Raw genomic sequence first — 17,358 nt, forward strand, 5'->3', positions numbered from 1 at the left:
AACGTTAAAACCAGCGTATTGCCATTAATCCCAGATATTCTTTGATGGCCAATTGGCTATTATAAAAAGCATCTGCTCTGGGCCATAATTGGTGCCACTCAAAGATAAAACGGGTATTGGCCTGATAATCGGTGGGATAGGGAAGTACTGCCGTATTGTATTTGGCAAACTGTCCCACCGCTCGCTCCATATGAAAAGCCGAAGTCACTAAAATAGGATTTTTGAAACCATATTCATCCATAATTTTCGTGGAAAATTTAGCATTGTCTGTCGTATTGAGACTCTGCCCTTCCATAATTATTTTATGATCAGGAATACCTAGCCCCAACAGGATAAGGCGTGCGATTTCAGCTTCTTTGCCGGAATTGGCAAACACCTGCCCGCCCGAAATGATAATCGGCGCATCGGTTATATGATATAGCTGAGCTGCTGTTAACAGACGGTTGGCAGCAGACCCCATAAGATGCCCCTGACCATGAACATTGGGTGTATCGGCGGTTGCCCCGCCTCCCAGCACAACAATAACATCTCCCTGAACTGTTGCGGGCGGCTGGTAGCGACTTTCCAAAGAACGCATAAACCAATCCCCGACTAAGGGAATCGAAATAAAATACAATAATGCCGTTACCGCTATCAGTAATGCAAGGCCTCGTTCCAGACGCCGTTTATAAAGCCAAAAGCAACAGACAGTTAATGCAACAATAAACAATCCTGGCGGCAGTAGAAAGGTTATATAAAGAAATTTTATTAAAACCAACACGTATAAATACCCGCTTCATTAGATTTGCAAACCCAAAATGCAAAGAATCGGAAAGACTTTTGCAGACATGTACGTCATGCAAAAGTCCTTCTGCCTTTATTTCTTTCCTATCTTGGCCCAGGAGTCTTTCAGAGACACAATACGGTTAAATACCGGCAATTGCAGTGTGGAATCACGGTCAAGGCAAAAATAGCCGTTCCGCATAAATTGGAACCGGTCTCCCATTTTAGCCGTTTTGATGCTGGGTTCAATCAGGCAATTTGACAATACTTCCAAGGAGTCAGGGTTAAGTGTTTCCACAAAATCTTTGACAGCTTCTTCTTCTTGCTCTTGATTGTCAGTGAGCAAATAGTCGTAAAGACGCACCTCGGCTTTGACCGCCTGAGCAGCGGAAACCCAATGCAACACGCCCTTAACCTTACGGTTGGCATTGCCGCTACCGCTCTTGGTGTCCGGATCATAGGAACAATGCACTTCTACAATTTCACCGCTTTGTTCGTCCTTAATGACTTGTTCACACTTTATGATATAGGCATGTTTCAAGCGGACCTCTTTACCTGGCGATAAACGGAAATACTTTTTCGGCGGGTCCTCCATAAAATCATCTTGTTCAATATAGATTTCGCGGGAAAACGGCATTGTCCTTGACCCCATCTCCGGATTCTCCGGATTGTTTTCCGCTTCTAACTCTTCCACTTTGTCCTGAGGATAATTATCAATAATCACTTTTAGGGGTTTAAGCACCCCCATAACCCGCGGAGCTTTGGTATTAAGATCTTCCCGGATACAATGCTCCAGCAAAGCAACATCTACAAGGCTGTTGCTCTTGGCAACACCGATACGATCACAAAAATCACGAATTGATTCAGGCGTAAACCCTCTTCGCCTTAAACCGGAAATTGTCGGCATCCGGGGATCATCCCAGCCGCTGACATAGCCTTCTTCCACTAACCGGCGCAGATAACGCTTACTCATTATCGTATTCGTCAGGTTTAAACGGGCGAATTCGATCTGTTGGGATTGATAGATGCCTAATGTAGCCAGCGTCCAGTCATAGAGCGGCCGGTGATCTTCAAATTCCAACGTACATATGGAATGCGTAATACCCTCAATAGAATCAGAAATTGGGTGAGCGTAATCATACATCGGATAAATACACCAGGCATCACCGGTGCGATGATGTTTGCCATGCACAATCCGGTATATAACAGGATCACGCATATTAAGATTCGGCGAAGCCATATCGATCTTAGCCCGTAACACCCGGCTGCCTTCGGGAAATTCACCGGTACGCATTCTTTCAAATAAATCAAGGTTTTCTTCAACAGAGCGGTTTCTATACGGACTCTCCTTACCAGCCTCTGTTAATGTTCCACGATATTGACGAATTTCTTCCGCTGTCAAATCACAGACATAGGCTTTGCCTTTTTTTATCAGTTCAACCGTTAATTCATATATTTTCTCAAAATAATCGGAGGCGTAAAATTTGCGGTCCTCCCAATCAAATCCCAGCCATTTTACATCTTCCTGAATAGAGTCGACATATTCGACATCTTCTTTAGTTGGATTCGTATCATCAAACCGCAAATTACATTTGCCGCCATATTTAAGTGCCAAGCCAAAATTTAAACAAATTGACTTTGCATGGCCAATATGCAGATAGCCGTTAGGCTCTGGGGGAAAACGCGTATGGACGCGTTTGTCGTATTTTCCTGTCTTTATATCTTCATTGATCATGATCTCAATGAAATTAGCAGGCGTTGCAGGATTAGCGATAGTCTCGTTTTCTTTAGCTTCTATTTCTTCGGTATTCATGCAAATCCTCCTTAAGGTTGTCCACTTTATATCATTACATTATACAACATTCCTGTCCTTTCCAAAAGCAAGTAAGCATACTTCTGACAAATTTTTTAAAAAATATCAAAATATAAAATCCAATAAAGCTAGTTGAGAGTAAATTGTCAGTGATGCGCCCGGCGTTCACTTAAACTAAATCCCTCATAACTCTTTATTGGATATTATATACAGCACTTTATTTGTTTCATTCAGGACCTATTCTACCTTACGCTTCAAAAGGCACCTGTCTCTTGCAGTGCTCTTTGCTGCCTCAGTCTGCGTTTCGAGTCTTTATTTCTCAGACATAAATATAGTTCACTTTGGCGGTAATCGGCAGCGTCAACCATGGCTTCTACAATAGAAGCCTGCCGTATCAACACAGGTGAAGGTTTGCCGGCCGGCTGACACTCCGTCAGGGCATCAGCACTAACCTTCTGCCAGGTCAGCGTCAAATGCATTGACGTTCCACAGTTTGTCAGCATCCAGTCATTACCGGCCCCGTTGGCTGCTTCCAAGAAGCTGATCACTTCCGGTATATTGGGAAGCAACATCGAAAAACGAGCGCCGTCGGCAGAAAGCAAATGCGCCCGGCTAAGTTCGAACACACTAAGCCATTTCTCCAGACAGTCCTCCGACTTGATTCCGCTAACCGCATATAAACCGTCCCGGTTGCCGGTCAGTTCGCCAGCAGCCAGAAGAAAAGTGGGGACCGTACGGCATTGAATCTTATTGCGTCCTGCGCACCAAGACCGATAATCGCTGATCCCAGCCGCCTGAAAATAACGGTACAGGCAAACCGCCAGGGCTGCTGTGAGCCGGGAATGGTCATACAAGGAAAAATCCCCCTTACTGCCGGCAGCAGTACTATAGGGAATGCCGGCAGCAACCGCTTGCAGCATAGTCAATACCTGATTGACCGTGCAGGTTAAAAAATCCGTATGCTGCAGGCTATTTTGCAATGTAGTCCACAACTGTGGATATTGGCTGTTATACGCTACTCCCCGGGAAAATGCGGATTCTTCCGCAGCGGAGCGGCGGTCGGGCCCGGCGGCAATTTCCGCCGCACGATATACCAAGTAAGCGATATGATCGTTTTGCCTGATGTATTTTACACCAATCGCCTGATGATGGCAACCTATGCACTGTAATAAAGCTTCGTAGGCTTGCCCGGCCGGCAGACAGGCAGCCAGCATATTCCGGCTTTGCTTATTGGGACAACCGGCCCGGCGGCAAATGGTCCCGATATCCTGCAATAAACCTGCTAAAGCAATGATTCTTGCTGTTTCTTCCATAACTCACCTCAATTTTTAAGAAAAGACTTGACTTGTGCCAAGTCCTTCAGGACGCAGGCAGAAGCCGCCTGTTCCCCCTTTAGGGGGTATAGGCCTTCTTCCTTCTTACTTATTATCAGCAATAATAATCTTAGAAAACCCGGCTAGCGCCGAGCCTTGGGCGAAAGTGTTTTACAATTCCATTCCTTGTTTTTTGGAGGAATCCTTGGCAGAGCTTGTTCGTCCTATCAGCCACTCTTCCTCTTCCATAACCGGTGCCCGGCGAAGCAAAACTACGACTATCGGAAAACTGATCACAACAAGAATGAGATACCCCATGGCAAAGTCCAGCATTCTATCCATCCCCCTTCATGGTCTTCCCCGGCAACTGACCGTCAGGCGATTTTACCCTGGTCAATCAGGTCCAGAATCCGGCCGGTAAGGTCGGCCTCTTGCTGCTTAGCAGTAAGCAGCTGTGCAATCTGCCGCCATACCTTTTCCGGGTTGATCGCCAGCACCCGGTCGTTCAGCCACTCCCGTTTTGTGCCGGTCGCGCCTTTAGTTGGCTTGCCCTGCAGGGCAAGCCGGTCTTCATACTCTTGTTTGAGCGCGACCGCCACCCGGGTTTTATCGACATAGGTCAAATCATCCGATTTGAACACCGCCAGCATACCGGCCCGGATGACGGCATCACCCTCGGCTTTATTAGTCATGCCCTTTTCGATGGCGGTATAAAGCAGACTGTTGTATTCGGCGAAATAGCGGAAATCATCCCGGTACAGCGCCGCCTCCACGCTAAACAGCATATAATCATAGCCGGTAAGCGGCTGAGCCGTTGCCGCATCGTCGCCGCAACAAAGCTGTGAGTTTTTGACAAACAACTGAGCGGCATGGAACGTACCGGCATCGGCGCCGATCACGGCGAAATAGCCGCTGGTCAGCGACACGCCGCCCAGACTGTCCGTACCGGCGTATTCATTGTGATAAACCAGACGGATATCTTTGTCGCCGCTGTCCAAGAGGTCCTGCAGGGCGTCGGCCGCACTGTCGACCACCTTGAGGGCAGCGGACAACTGACCGCTGGTCAGCAGCCCGGAAACGCTGTTGGCCAATGTAATGAATGATTGAAAATAGTCTTTGCTGACATAGGCCAGCAAAGCGGCATCGATAGAAACCGTACCGCCGCGATACGGCACCAGGTTGGTTAACGAATAATTCAATTGCACGCCCTTCCCCAGGGAGCTTTCATTCAGGTTCAGGGCCAGCGGACCGGCCACATTAGGCAGCTGCTGGGCGGCATTAGCGCCGAACTGCAGGCTGACAACCGAGGAAACCACCGGCACAACCTTGCGGAAAAGTTTCCGATCGTCTTTTAAGAACATTTCCGCCAGGCGCAGGCGAAAATAATGCTGTCCCTCCTGGAATTCGATCTTTTCCACGTCGGACGTTACCGGCGCAAAAACATAATGTTTGGCTTCTTTCACAAATAATTTGGCAAACCAGTCAATCAGGCTCATACGATTTCCTCCTCTGCCTGACGGCAAATTCGTTTTCTCTTGTTACTTTTTCTTGTCAAGCTTGAAAAAGGCGTTATAATTGGCGACAATCTGGTTGGCACTTTGAATGGCGGCGTTGCGCTCCTCAATGACCCGGTTGGCGTCGTTGGTGGCGGCGTCAATATAGCGCTGTGCGGCTTTTAAGTAGGCGTCCACGGCGGCAATATAGGCGGCGGTGGCTTTGGCGTCCTCAAGAGAAGCCGGCGGCACGGGAACCGGCGGCAGCTTTTCTGTGGCTGTTGGATAGCCTGCAGGAAAGTTGGTGGCCGCTGACGTGGCGGCGGCCGGTGCCTTTTGCTGTTCCTCCGCAGCAACAATTAAACCTGCCGTACCCAAACAAAAAAGAACCACTACGATATAGACAATTTTTTTCACTGTCTTTCCTCCCCTATCCGCGTTTTTTATTCTGTGGGGCCTCCGCCCAGATCACCCGCATCAGCGCCGGGTATTCCTCCTGCAGGTGGCGGAGCATGATGTCAAGCCCCAGGCTGACCAGTTGCGGCTCGCACTGTTCGGATGCGGCGGTCAGGCAGACGTCCAGAATGAGCGCGTTATCTTCGCTGATAAAGTATTTGAAACTCTTATAGGTCCGGTTCAGTTCATTGACATAGAACAGCACCGTCTGACTGTTCACACCCTGGACGGCAGCCGGTACGACCCGCACCTGAAGCAGGGTGTGCAGGCTGTCGTCGGTGACCAGTACCACCGGCAGTTGCTGGCCGCCAACTCCCAGATTGGTACGAAAGATGACGGTGTGCAGATCGTCGTTCTTTTCCTCCCGGCCAAAGCAGGTAATCTGATGGCTGTCCAAAAATTCCTGGAACTTATCCGCTTTCATGTTGCTGTTTTGCATGACTGTGGTTCTCCTTATCGCTTCAAATTTGTTGCGCCTGCTCTTCCACGCGGCAACAGCGGCCGGTTGCCGCAGCCCGGGCTGCGGCAATAAAAAAACTCCCTTGCAGGAGTGTTACGTCAGGACGGGACCGGGTTCCGAATACTGCCGTAATCGCCTTCCTGTCGCTCGCAGGTCGCGTACCGTACCAAGTCCTAAGCCTGCAGCTTCCTCCTGCAGAATTAGCGTTGGCACCGTACAGTGGTGATTGTCAGACAGGCAGTTCTCCTGACTTGCGGCTCATGGCTTGTCCGCGCCTTCCCAGGATTGCTCCCAGTGGCACATCCGCGGACTTGCTCCCCGTTACAGTGGCGGGACCGTGTTGGCTTTGCACCAAACTTCCCTATTAAGCCCCGTAGGGCACCTGTCTCTTGCCTTATGCGATTGTCGGTTCCGGTATACGAAAAAGCCCCTCCCGCTTCACAGGAGAGGACGCACGGATGATTGCAAATCCCTCTCTTGTCGCCGCGGAATAAGCAGCTCTTTGCCGGAGGTACTTTGATACACGAACAGGACATTTGCAGCATCTGATTATGCAGGTGTATTATTGCGAGAATACGATTAGATCAATTCAAATGTATCGTTGGTTATAGCGTACTACGAAGCCGCGCTGCCGTCTATACCTCATGTGAGGTATTTTTATTTTGTCAATAACCATTACTTAGCCCTCCTTAGTCCCTGTGCCTTTCTTCTTTTCCGGGCGGCAGGCATTTCCTCTGCAGCAGCCGCAGCAGCTGCTGCTCATTGCTGCTGCCGAAATATACAATCGGCTTATGGTATTTGCCGGCATAGCCTACCGTCCGGTAAAACAGGCTGTGGCCCAGGCATTTCCAGCATATCACGATGGCATCAGCGGCCGCCAGGACAGCCAGGTCGTATTTTGCCTCTGCCGGCGAAATAAAGGCAAACCGGGGATATTTTTCTTTCAGCCGCTGCTGCCAGTCGCTTCTGCCGCCGATGATGACGACATTCAGCCGGGCAATAGCCTCAACGGCTTCCGGGCTAAGCTCCCTTTCCCTTTCCGCTTCATTTTCCTGGTTGGGGGAGGCAAGCAGTTTGTCCAGCGCCTGGCTGGACTCGTCTAATTTTGCCTCCCACTGGTCCCGTTCTTTTTGCCGGGCCATTTCGGTTTTATCTATTTTAAGCTGGAGTTCGTTCAACAAGACTTGCTTTTCCGCCAGCTTTTCTTTCCATGTCGCAATTTCTTTCTGCGCCTGGGCCAACTCAGCTTTCAGCTTGTCGGCCTGCAGGCGCTTGGCTGCGGTTTTTCCTTCGCGCCGGCTTTCTCTCAGCACAAAGGTCCGCAGTTTATCATACTCGGCAGCGCAGGCACGGATCAGCAGCGTGCGAGTGAAAAAATCCAGAGCGGCCTGTTTGAGTTCAGCCGTTGCCTGCGTTTCATTTGACAGCGCTGCAGCCATCGTCTCGATGGCGCGCCTCAGTTCCCGCCGGCTGACCGGCGCCCGTGCAATGGCGTCGAAAGGCAGGCCGCCAAAGTTTTCCCGCTTGAACAGATACCCGGCGGTCCGGGTATATTCCAGGGTATGGAAATACTCGTCCAAACTAGCCGGAATTCCCTTTAGTCGCTGGTCAATGGACTGCCACAACATATCGGCCAGTTCTGCTTGCCGGTCCGTCAGGACAGGGGCTTGCCGGTCCCCGGTCATTTTTTCCTGGACTCGGAGATGGGCCTGAAAATTAGAGTGGAACAGGGGGCCCTGTTCTGTGAGGGTTTTTCCGAAAACATTGACCAAATACCAAAAGATCGCAAAATCGCCGTCCAGCATATCCTTGCTGTTAATATGCGGTTTAAGCGGGCGGCGGTGTTTGTCAAGCAGCACCGGCGGCGCGGGCAGATTGCGCAATTCACGGGCCGTCAGCCGGGGTTCCTGTTTCATTAAAAACTGCCAGAACGACTCGAACGGGACTTCCCGGCCGCTTGTTTTTACATAGTTGTAAATCGCCCGCCAGCATTTTTTTAGCAGTTGTTCGAAAGCCGCCGCCGCTTTCCGGCCGTTCTCATTTTCCTGAAAGGAAGTAACAATCAGGTCTGTGGCTTTTTGGCAATAGAGTTCGGTGAATACGTCTTTTTCCCGGAAATAGCTGCCGTAAGCCCGCCGCCGGGGCGTTACGGCGCTGTCGATCATAATGCCGCCGCCGGCGCAGATTTTATCCAGTTCCTGCCGGGCGGCTTTGTTTTGGGCGATGCCCCTGGCCATAAACGGCACCAGATCAAGGCAAATTTGCTGTTGCTGTTGCATGCTGGCTCCACACTCTCCAGTTCGCTGGTTTATTCCTTAACAAATACGAGCCGGGCCGGGTCAAGTCCTGCTTTGACATACAGCTTCGGTGTATTTTCTTCCGGTATGCCGTTGAGCATCAGTGCGGCTTTAGCCTGTTCAAAGGCGGTTTGCAAAGATTTGCCGAAACCGAGGGCCGAATAAAACTGGGCGGCGAACACCCGGGCCGCCTCGTCACTGACCGCGGTGTTCATACCGACGGCCGCTTCGACGTACTTGACGACGGCTTCGGCTTCCTCATTCGAAAAACACACATTGAAAAATACTAGCCGGATGGTATCGGAGGCGCTCAGCATGACCTGCACAATAGCGGCGAGGCGCACCATTTTGGGTTTGCCGTCATCGCCCTGCAGCACCAGTTCGTCATTTTCCGAACCATGACCGCTGAAATGCACCAGTTGCGGATTGGTTTCGTTGATAGCCTGCAGGATGTCGAGCGGTTGCGTCGCCCAGCGGGTGACAAAGTTAATGGCATCACGGCGCGCGGATTTACGGATGTTTTCCTGGATATCGCGGGCTTCGGCGTCAAGCTCCAAAGGAGCGTCCTTCAGGGCATTGGCCGCCAGGAACAGAACGGTTACCTGTTCAGCCGCTTTTTGCGCGATGGGTTTGGCCCGCTGCGGCTGCTTACGGGCCTTTTTGGTCTGCGCCAGTTGATCGGCGGCAGCCAGCCGCTGCTCCAGCTCAGCGACTTCCTGCTCCAGCTCAGCGATGGTCGCCATTAGGTCAATGGCTTTTTGCGCGCCCCGCTTAATCTGGCTTTTGGCCGTTTCCACGGCCGGCCCCGCTGACGCGCCGGCCGCTGCTTTCAAGCTGAGGCCGGCGGACGCCGTTCGGCTAAATACCTGGTTATGATCGGCGATTTGCTGCAGGGCCTGAGTCTTGTCGATTTTTAACCGGGTTAATTCCGCCTGCTTGCGCAGCAGACTTGCTCTTAGATCATTGGTCGAAACCATACGCTTTCCCCTCCTCATTGTCTGGTTTTGCCTAAACAGGGCGCTTACCCGGTAACGTCGGCCGGATTATCCACCTGACTGACCACCTCGCAGGACAGGGGCGGCGTATAAGCATACCCTTGCTGGTTGACCTGGTGGAAATTGTCGATAAACCAGCAGAACTGGCGCAGCACACGGGTGAGAGCGTACGGACTGAGGGTAAATGTCTCTCCCGCCTGCCCGGCAAAGGCAAGATAGCCCTTCACGGCAAAGAATTCCCAGGCTTTGGCGAACAGCCCCGCCCGGTCCCCGGCCGGCCAAGCCGGGCCGTCATCCGTAAACAGATCGGCGTCGGCGCTGAACAGCGCCAGCACGGCCGCCGTCTCCACCGTCGCCAAATAATCAATAGCGCCCACTGCCGGCTTGACGCGAAAATAGCTCCGCCAGAAGGCGGCCAGCGACCGGTCGGCCATGCCGCCGCGAGCGGCCGCGCCGAGGTTTACTTGCAGATCGCAGCGGCTGAGCTGCAGCAGGGCGCGTTGATACAAATCCGGGAAACCGACGTGCCCCCGGAACAAATCATCCCGGCGAAAAGCGCCGGCAATTTTATTGAAGGCTTTGACCAGTTGACCGGCCGGCAGCGGCCGGTTGTCCACGCGCAGGCGCTCGCTGTGCCGGCGGGCAAAACGGACGATGGCCGGCAAGTCCGGCCCTTCTCCCGGTTTCACTGGCCGGACGGAAGCTGCCCCCGGTGGCGGCAGGGCCGGTCGCAACGGCGCCGCCTCGCGCCGCAGCAGCTTTTCCAGTTCCCGGACGGCGGGCGAAGCGGACAGCGGCGCAAGGCTCAGGGCCGGCGGCGCGGAATGGTTATCTGCTTTCCATGATAAGCGTTGCTTGGTTTTCATCACAAATCCTCCTCTCCCTTGCAGGCTAACAAGCCGGTTGCCGTCAGGCGGTAAACGGCCCGGGGCGGAAAATCCTGCGCAGCCTGAGCCGCACAGGATTTCTGCCTGTTGCCGGATAAAAGAACCTTATTTCTTGCCGGTTCTGCGTTTAAGTTCTTCGGCGGTAAGCGCCATCTTGCTGCGGGAGACGGCAGTCGCTGGCTTGCCGCTGCGGGTTCTCGTCGCCGTCCGGTCGATAACGACCGATGCCGTGTTCAGGTTGCCATTGACATCGCTGGTGCCAAGGCCAACTCCGCTGGAAGTCCCGTCGGTGGCGTCGGCAGTAGCGCTGCCGAACGGTGTCGAGCCGCTGCTCAAAGTGCCTGCCGGCACATTGTGCACGAAGTTGCCGTCCACCAGCCAGAGGGTGTCGTTCGCCGGGGCCAGCAGCCAAGTAGCGCCGGCCGGAGTGGAAGTAAGCGCGCCTGTATTGCTGCTGCCGCTGAAGCTGCCGCTGCGCAGCGAAGCCGCCGCTACCCGGATCAGCCGGTAGGTATACGTGGAATAGCTGCTGTCATAGTTGGACCCCAGAATATAGGCGTTACTATCCCAAAACTCAATATCGTTGAAATCGCCGAAGGTAGACGGGGAAGTCATGGCGGTAACGGTATTGAGCAACGCCAGGGTCGGCGTATATATGCCCCCCGAAACGGTGTTCGGGAGCGTCACGGCCTGCACGGTCGAAGCGCTGCCGTTGCCGCCGGCGGTTTGCATACCGCCCATAGCGGTGACATAGGCGTAGAAATTACCGCTCGCAGAATCCGCTTCTACCGTTACGGAAGTAGCGTTTTTAGTTAAGGTGATAATGGTGCCGATGGTGGTGGCCGTGGTGCCGTCCACCCGGATCAGCACAAGGCCGGAATTGCCATAGGTATACGAGGAATCCGACTGATTGTATAAGGCAGCTAGTACATAAACGGTTGTTAAGGTATCCGGGTCATCGAAGCTGTACACATCCATGCCGCTGCCGTGCGGGGTCTTGCCGCTGTCGTAGCCGGTAAAGACGTTGCTGATGGTGCCGGCCAGAGTGTAGCCGCTGGCCATATCGACAATGGCGATATTGTTGGAGTCATAGTCCTGAATATAGAGGTATTTGTCGATGCTGACCAGGCCCCAGGGGTTGCTGATACCCCAGTTGTTGGTGCCGCCGCTGGTGGTGGCGGTGGCGATGGGGGAACCCCAACTGCCGGTAGTGGTGGGCGCATACACGCCAAAGGTTGCCGACCCCACGCTGGGCGGTGTAGCATAGGTATAGCTGGCAATCATCGCCCGTTCGTTCGTGCCATGCATAAACGCCAGCACGCGCGGGTCGCTGGATAAATTAGTGCCTGCCGGAAGCTCGGTTACTACCCCAGGGTGACGGGTTACCGGCGAACCGAAGGTTACCGTGCTCGCAATCCCTTTACTGTAGGAAGAATTCACTACGCCTACTGCCAATGTGGACATGTAAATCACCTCTCCGTTTCATATTAAATGTATTCTTTAGGTTTTTGCGGTAACGCGTGTTTACTGCACCGGAATCACCTCCTCTGTCTGTTGTCTATGTGAATCCTGCTTGTTTGTACCGCAACGAAAACTCTCAGGCATAACCAGGCAGGCTTGACACCGGTTAAAACTTGTATTCCATGGTCGCATAGTACATGCGGCCGGGCAGCGGGTAGGCCCGCGTGCTCGAATATGCGCCGTTGTTCAATTGTCTTGCCTCATAGCCCTTGTTGAAGATGTCATCCACACCGGCCGTCAGTTTCCAGCCGTTGCCGAAGGAATATTTGGCGCCCAGATTGACGGTAGCCAGGGCATCCAGGTACGTGTCATAGTCCTTATCCGTATTGGTGCCGGTGAACTGCTTGCCGGTGTAGTGATACTCGGCGAAGGCATCCAGCTTGTCGCCCGGGAAGAGATAATCCAGCCGGGCGTTCCAGGCCCATTCCGGCGTATAGGAGATAACGGACTTCCGGCCGTTGAGAATGCCGCCCATGGTGTTGTCCGTGTACTCGGACTTCTGCCAGGTGCCGCTCAGGTCAAGGCTGACGCGCCGCCATTTCATAGTGTGGGTCAGCTCAAGACCGTGGACGCGGGCGTCGTCCATGGGGAAATAGCTGCCCGGCGCGTTGGGCACATTGGGCTGCCAGAGGGCGAACTGGTTCCGGGAGCGCCGCTGGAACCAGGTGAGGCTGGTGCCGGTGTCGGCCCGGGCCAGTTTGCCCTGCCAGTTGACGCTGAAGTCGAACTGGTGGCCGCTCTCCCAGGTGCCCTGGCCGTCAAGGTCGAAGAACTTGGCCGCCTGTTCGTTGGGCGCGATGGTGGCACCGTCGCCGAACAGCTCATAGAAATTGGGATGGCGGTTGTAGGTGCCCCAGTTGGTCCGGACGCTCCAGTGTTCGTCAAGCTGCTTCTGGAGGGCGGCCGCGCCGGAATATTGCCACTTCTTGTCATTTGCGGCCATGGTGGACATGACCACCCGGTCGGCCCTGAGCACCGGCGTCAGCTTGAAGTCGCCCGCCTGGTTGAGGGTGATGCTGTCCTGCAGCGTCAGATGGTATTCCTGGATCTTGTAGTGGTGGATATACTGGCGGTTCCAGTTTTTAACCCAGGCGGACTGATTCCAGTCGGTCCAGTGGCTGCCGTCGGCGTCCAGGCTTTCGTTGCTGTAGTCGAAATTCACTTCCACCAGGTGGCTGCCGCCCATTTTCAGCGAGCCGTTGAGGTTGAAGCCCCATTTGTCCGAGTCGAACTTAGTCCATAAGAAGCCGGGAATGTAGTCATACTTTTTATCGACATCCGTGCCGGTGTCGGCGCCGTATTTATAGATGCCGGTGTTGCGGTAATCTTTTTTCTGGTTCAGATAGTAGGCCTTCCAGCCCCAGTCGAGGCTGCCCGCCGTATCGCGGCGGCCGATCTGGAATTCCCGCTGACGGATATCCTGTTCGGCGTCATAGTAGCCCTTGTGGAAATATTCGGTATAGCCGCCGCTACTGCCGCCCATTCCCGGCTCGCCGGTCGACTGCAGGGTGTCAACGGCGCGCGGCAATTCTTCGTGCAGGTCCTTCCAGGCGGCCTTGACCGTCCAATGGTCATCCTGCCATTTGGCCATGCCGTTCTCATTCTGGTAACCGTTGGAACGGCGGTTGACATCGCCGTATTCAGTGGTTATCGTCCTGTTGGACGGACTGACAGTGAAGGGGAAATCGCCGCCCCAGATATCGCGCTGCCAGGTGAAGAGCAGGCTGCCGTTACCGGCCGGGGCGGTGAACTGATAGGTGCCGGTGTAGCCGCCATAGGATTTAATGCCCTGAGTAATAGTGCCGCCCACGGTCTTAGGTTTCTTGGTGACGATATTGATGACGCCGCCCAGCGGCGAACCGGAGAAACGCGCCGGCACATAGCCGCGGTAGACCTCGATGCGTTCGACATTGTCCACCGGGATGGTCGAGAGGTTGACGGCCGCTTCGCCGTTGAGGTTCATGAGGACGCCGTCGACGTAGACGGCGACCTGAGCGCCGGTCGAGCCGCGCACGCGGGCCACGGTATAGTGGCCGTCGCCGCTGACGCGCTGCACGAACAGTCCGGGCACGCGGTCGAGAAGGTCCGGCAGATCCTTTTGCTCGCCGGCAAAGTGCTCGGGGTAGACGACGCTGACCTGGCCGGGAGAGAGCTGGCTCTCCCAAGCGGGCCGGGCCGCTTCGACGGTTACAGGTGCGAAGGTGTATTCGCCGCTGTCAACAGCGGCCGCTGCACCGGCCGGCCGGTCTGCCGCCGGCTGAGACGGAACTGTGCTAGCCGCCGGGGTTTCCCCGGCAGGCTGCCGGCCGTCAGCCGCCAGCGGGGCTGTCGTGTCCTGGCTGTCCGGGCTGCCGGCCGGTGGCTGGGCGGCCGTTGCCGCCGGAGCCGGCTGCGCCGGTACCGCCGCGGTCGGCGCCTCGCCGACGATCAGGGCGGTGCTGCCGCGCGGGGCTTCGCCGCGGAGTCCGCCGCCGGCGGCAGCTGCCACCGCCTGATCTTTAGGCGCGGCCTGGCCGCCGCTCCAGAAGCCGCCCCAGGTCCAGTTGAGACCGCCGCTTACTTTCCAGTCACTGCCGTCGCCGCCGGTTGTCTTATTGAGGTCCAGATTAAAAACGCCGGTGGGTGAAAGCTTCCAGTTGCCGCCCAGGCTCCATTCCCACCAGGTATCCTGGCCGCTGGCCGTAGCGAGTGCCATGGTCTGGTTGCCGAAGAAGGCGTGCAGACCGGTGCCGCCGGCGAATTCGTGCAACGCCGCCACACCGGCGTAGACGCTGCCTTTACCGCCGGCAAGCTGTTTGCCCACTTTCAGGCCCAGACGGCCGGTAGCGCTGGCGGCGCTGTCCCGGCTGATGCCCAGGTCGTTGCTAAGGCTGTAGCTGACGCCGTTGGTACGGCCGAGGAACAGGGCGGCCGACGGCTCCCAGTACCAGCCCTGCTGGGTTACCGGTGACTGGTAGCCGTACTGCAGGCCCAGGCCGCAGGCCCAGGTGCTGTAGTCGCCGCTGATCCGGCCAAGGCCGCTGCCGGTGTTACCGGTCAGGTGATACTTGTCCGTGAGGCGGGAGGCCATAACGGCCGCGTCCAGGTAATGGCCGTTGTGGCCCACCCAGGAGGCGTACAGCCCCAGGCCCTGGCTGTCCTGATCACCGCCGCCGCTGGCGGTATTAGACTTGCCGTCCACCTTACTCAGAAAAAAGCCGGTATAAACTTTGCCGCCGTGAATGTCGTGGTTCAAGAGCTTGTCATAGCCGGCCTGCAGGCCGTTGTAGCTCTGGTCAACCCGGCGGCCGTAGCCGGAGCTGCTTTGGTACTTGCCGTGCCAGACCTCGGCCCAGGCGTTCTCCTTCTGATCTTCCTCCTTTACTGGATAGGCAACGATGCCCAGAGTACGGGAAGCTGCCGCGCCGGTTGCCGGTGTGCCTGTCCCGCCTGCCGGGGTGCTATTGGTCGCGGCCGGAGCGCTGTCGCCCAGCATTGCGACCCGCTCCCCGATAAAGCCCGGGCGGTGGAGGCTGCCCACCCGGCGGAACATGTTCAGATAATTGCTTTTCCAGAGGTTATTCGTAATTACACTGTTGTCGGCCGCCGACCGGCCGGACTCGGAGGCGGTGCCGAGGTTAATCCAGCTATAGCTGTCGAGATACCAGGCGGTGCCGGTCTTCAGGGAACTGTTGGCAGGGTCGGTGAAATAATTGTCATAGCGGCTGACTACCGGCGTAATCTGGTACTGGCTGAAGATGCCGTCGGCCAGTGTGGTCCGGCCCTCGACCGTAAAGTTTTCCGCCCCGTTCAGAATGCCGAAAAATACCGGATATTCGGATGTTTGTCGCGTCGCCACCCCTTGCGTGGCTTGGGTCAGCCCGCCCACATAGCCGAGTTCCAGGTAGACCTTAGCCTTGCTGTCCGGCGTCGTCGCATAGGTGACAAAAAGCTGGTCCATGCCCCTGGCGCCGAACTTATAGAGGCTTGTTGTCTTATTGGACTGGCCGGCCAGATCAACGCCGATATAGGAGCCAAAGTGCAGAACGGTACCGTCAGCGAGCGACGCGTTTTCGGCCAAAATGGTGCGGTTCTTATTATAGCTGGTTGTTTGCAGTACCAGCGGATTGCTGCCTGACGTGTTGAGATACGCAAGGTCGATGGTGCCGCCTGTGCCGACGGTAAGATTGTCGACCTTGATGTACGTCGTACTGGAAGAACCTGTAAGAGGCGATTCGCCGTTGTTAATGTCAACGGTTGTACCGGCCGTCGCCTTTCTGTCCGCAGCGAAGGGCATTGTTTTCCCTGTTGTAAGGTTTACAAACGTATCCGGCGAGGAATAACCCACATTCGTAATTGTGCCGTCAGTGCCTACCTGTACGCTGTTGTGCAGTGTATACTGGCCGGATACGACCGTGGTCAATTTCACCCGGTCCAGCGGCCGCCAGGTATCGCCGGCATTGACGGTCACACTGCCGTACGAGGACGTACCGGTCTGCGTGATAGAGTTAGTCATACTGCCTGCTATGGTTCGTGAACCCAGCAGTTCATACTGGCCATCCGCTGTCAAGCCGTAAAACAGCGGCAGATGCGTCAGCTTGCTCAGGTCCCCGCTGCTGAATGCCGCGGCGATCTCCTGCGCATACTTGGGATTGAGCCAATAGTCGGTATTGATAGCGTCAAGTATTGCCCCCGTATTAGCATAGGAAGTGGCGTCGGCATAGGTGCCGTCGGCAAGCTTTAAACAAATTTTGGAGTAGCCCAGTATCGCTGCCCAGCCGGGATAGGCTTTGCCACTAATGGTTTTGCCGGCCGGGCCGCTCTGGACGACTTGCCCGACGGTTAACTCGCTTGCGCCGGTTCCGCTCGCCCCCTTGACCAAAGTAAAATTATAAGTCCCCAAATAAGAGGCATAATTATAAACAGTCTGATACTGACCGCCCATATTGGTATTCAAGGTGTCCTTCGTGGCAAAGACGGGGTAACCTCCGGGATCGCCGTAATACAAGTTGCCGGTGGCATTGGTCTCCGCCGCGGCAGCCAGCGCGACGGCCAGGCCCAGCGAGCAGGCGAGCGTTACAGCCAGGGCCGCGGCCAGTTGCCGGCAGGCAAGCATGCTATCCAGTGTTTCCCTCTCCCGCCGGCTGCGGCACCGGTGGGATTTGACCCTGCCATTGTTTTTCGCCAGTTCAGACACCACCTGCCAGCAGGCGCGGCTGCGATTCCAGATGACTTTGTAAATACGATTCAAAATTTGATCATTCCTTTGCACGTTCTTTCCATCCCTGGATGCCGGAAACGGTTCCACCCCGGCTGGTAAATGGTCTTAGGCCAGCGCAATAAAAAAACTCCCTTGCGGGGAGTCGTTGCGCTCGTTACGCC

General features: G+C 55.1%; 12 protein-coding genes and 1 riboswitch. All 12 genes read right to left on the minus strand.

What is annotated here, in order from left to right:
• Positions 1 to 4: 4 nt before the first annotated feature.
• On the minus strand, positions 5 to 760 hold the full coding sequence (locus BLR65_RS22430; RefSeq protein WP_093796403.1) for a YdcF family protein: 756 nt from the start codon (positions 758 to 760) through the stop codon (positions 5 to 7).
• Positions 761 to 856: 96 nt separating this feature from the next.
• Positions 857 to 2,575 carry a glutamine--tRNA ligase/YqeY domain fusion protein gene (locus BLR65_RS22435; protein WP_093796404.1) on the minus strand — a complete coding sequence of 573 codons (1,719 nt, stop codon included), beginning with the start codon at positions 2,573 to 2,575 and terminating at the stop codon, positions 857 to 859.
• A gap of 254 nt (positions 2,576 to 2,829) precedes the next feature.
• Entirely contained in the window at positions 2,830 to 3,888 is a 1,059-nt protein-coding gene (locus BLR65_RS22440) for an HD domain-containing protein (protein WP_093796405.1), read from the minus strand.
• Between the two features lie 171 nt (positions 3,889 to 4,059).
• Positions 4,060 to 4,221, minus strand: a complete 162-nt coding sequence (locus tag BLR65_RS30040) for a hypothetical protein (protein WP_169716698.1) — start codon at positions 4,219 to 4,221, stop codon at positions 4,060 to 4,062.
• A gap of 41 nt (positions 4,222 to 4,262) precedes the next feature.
• On the minus strand, positions 4,263 to 5,384 hold the full coding sequence (locus tag BLR65_RS22445; RefSeq protein WP_093796406.1) for a hypothetical protein: 1,122 nt from the start codon (positions 5,382 to 5,384) through the stop codon (positions 4,263 to 4,265).
• A 42-nt stretch (positions 5,385 to 5,426) separates the two neighbouring features.
• The gene (locus tag BLR65_RS22450; RefSeq protein ID WP_093796407.1) at positions 5,427 to 5,798 is read right to left on the minus strand and encodes a hypothetical protein; all 372 of its coding nucleotides are present in this window, start codon (positions 5,796 to 5,798) and stop codon (positions 5,427 to 5,429) included.
• A gap of 13 nt (positions 5,799 to 5,811) precedes the next feature.
• A complete protein-coding gene (locus tag BLR65_RS22455) occupies positions 5,812 to 6,276 on the minus strand; it encodes a type III secretion system chaperone family protein (protein ID WP_143122634.1) in 465 nt (154 codons plus the stop codon).
• A gap of 240 nt (positions 6,277 to 6,516) precedes the next feature.
• Positions 6,517 to 6,698: riboswitch (cobalamin riboswitch) on the minus strand.
• A 288-nt stretch (positions 6,699 to 6,986) separates the two neighbouring features.
• Positions 6,987 to 8,576 carry a hypothetical protein gene (locus BLR65_RS22460; RefSeq protein WP_093796409.1) on the minus strand — a complete coding sequence of 530 codons (1,590 nt, stop codon included), beginning with the start codon at positions 8,574 to 8,576 and terminating at the stop codon, positions 6,987 to 6,989.
• Between the two features lie 29 nt (positions 8,577 to 8,605).
• Entirely contained in the window at positions 8,606 to 9,571 is a 966-nt protein-coding gene (locus BLR65_RS22465; protein WP_093796410.1) for a CHAT domain-containing protein, read from the minus strand.
• A 44-nt stretch (positions 9,572 to 9,615) separates the two neighbouring features.
• Entirely contained in the window at positions 9,616 to 10,455 is an 840-nt protein-coding gene (locus BLR65_RS22470) for a hypothetical protein (protein ID WP_093796411.1), read from the minus strand.
• 126 nt (positions 10,456 to 10,581) lie between these two features.
• A complete protein-coding gene (locus tag BLR65_RS22475; protein ID WP_093796412.1) occupies positions 10,582 to 11,940 on the minus strand; it encodes a hypothetical protein in 1,359 nt (452 codons plus the stop codon).
• Positions 11,941 to 12,103: 163 nt separating this feature from the next.
• Positions 12,104 to 17,248: a TonB-dependent receptor domain-containing protein gene (locus tag BLR65_RS22480; RefSeq protein WP_169716699.1), complete on the minus strand. Its 5,145-nt coding sequence runs from the start codon at positions 17,246 to 17,248 to the stop codon at positions 12,104 to 12,106.
• Between the last annotated feature and the right edge of the window lie 110 nt (positions 17,249 to 17,358).

Origin of the sequence: Sporomusa acidovorans (genome assembly GCF_900101845.1) — a bacterium.
In the GTDB taxonomy this organism is placed as follows: domain Bacteria; phylum Bacillota; class Negativicutes; order Sporomusales; family Sporomusaceae; genus Sporomusa; species Sporomusa acidovorans.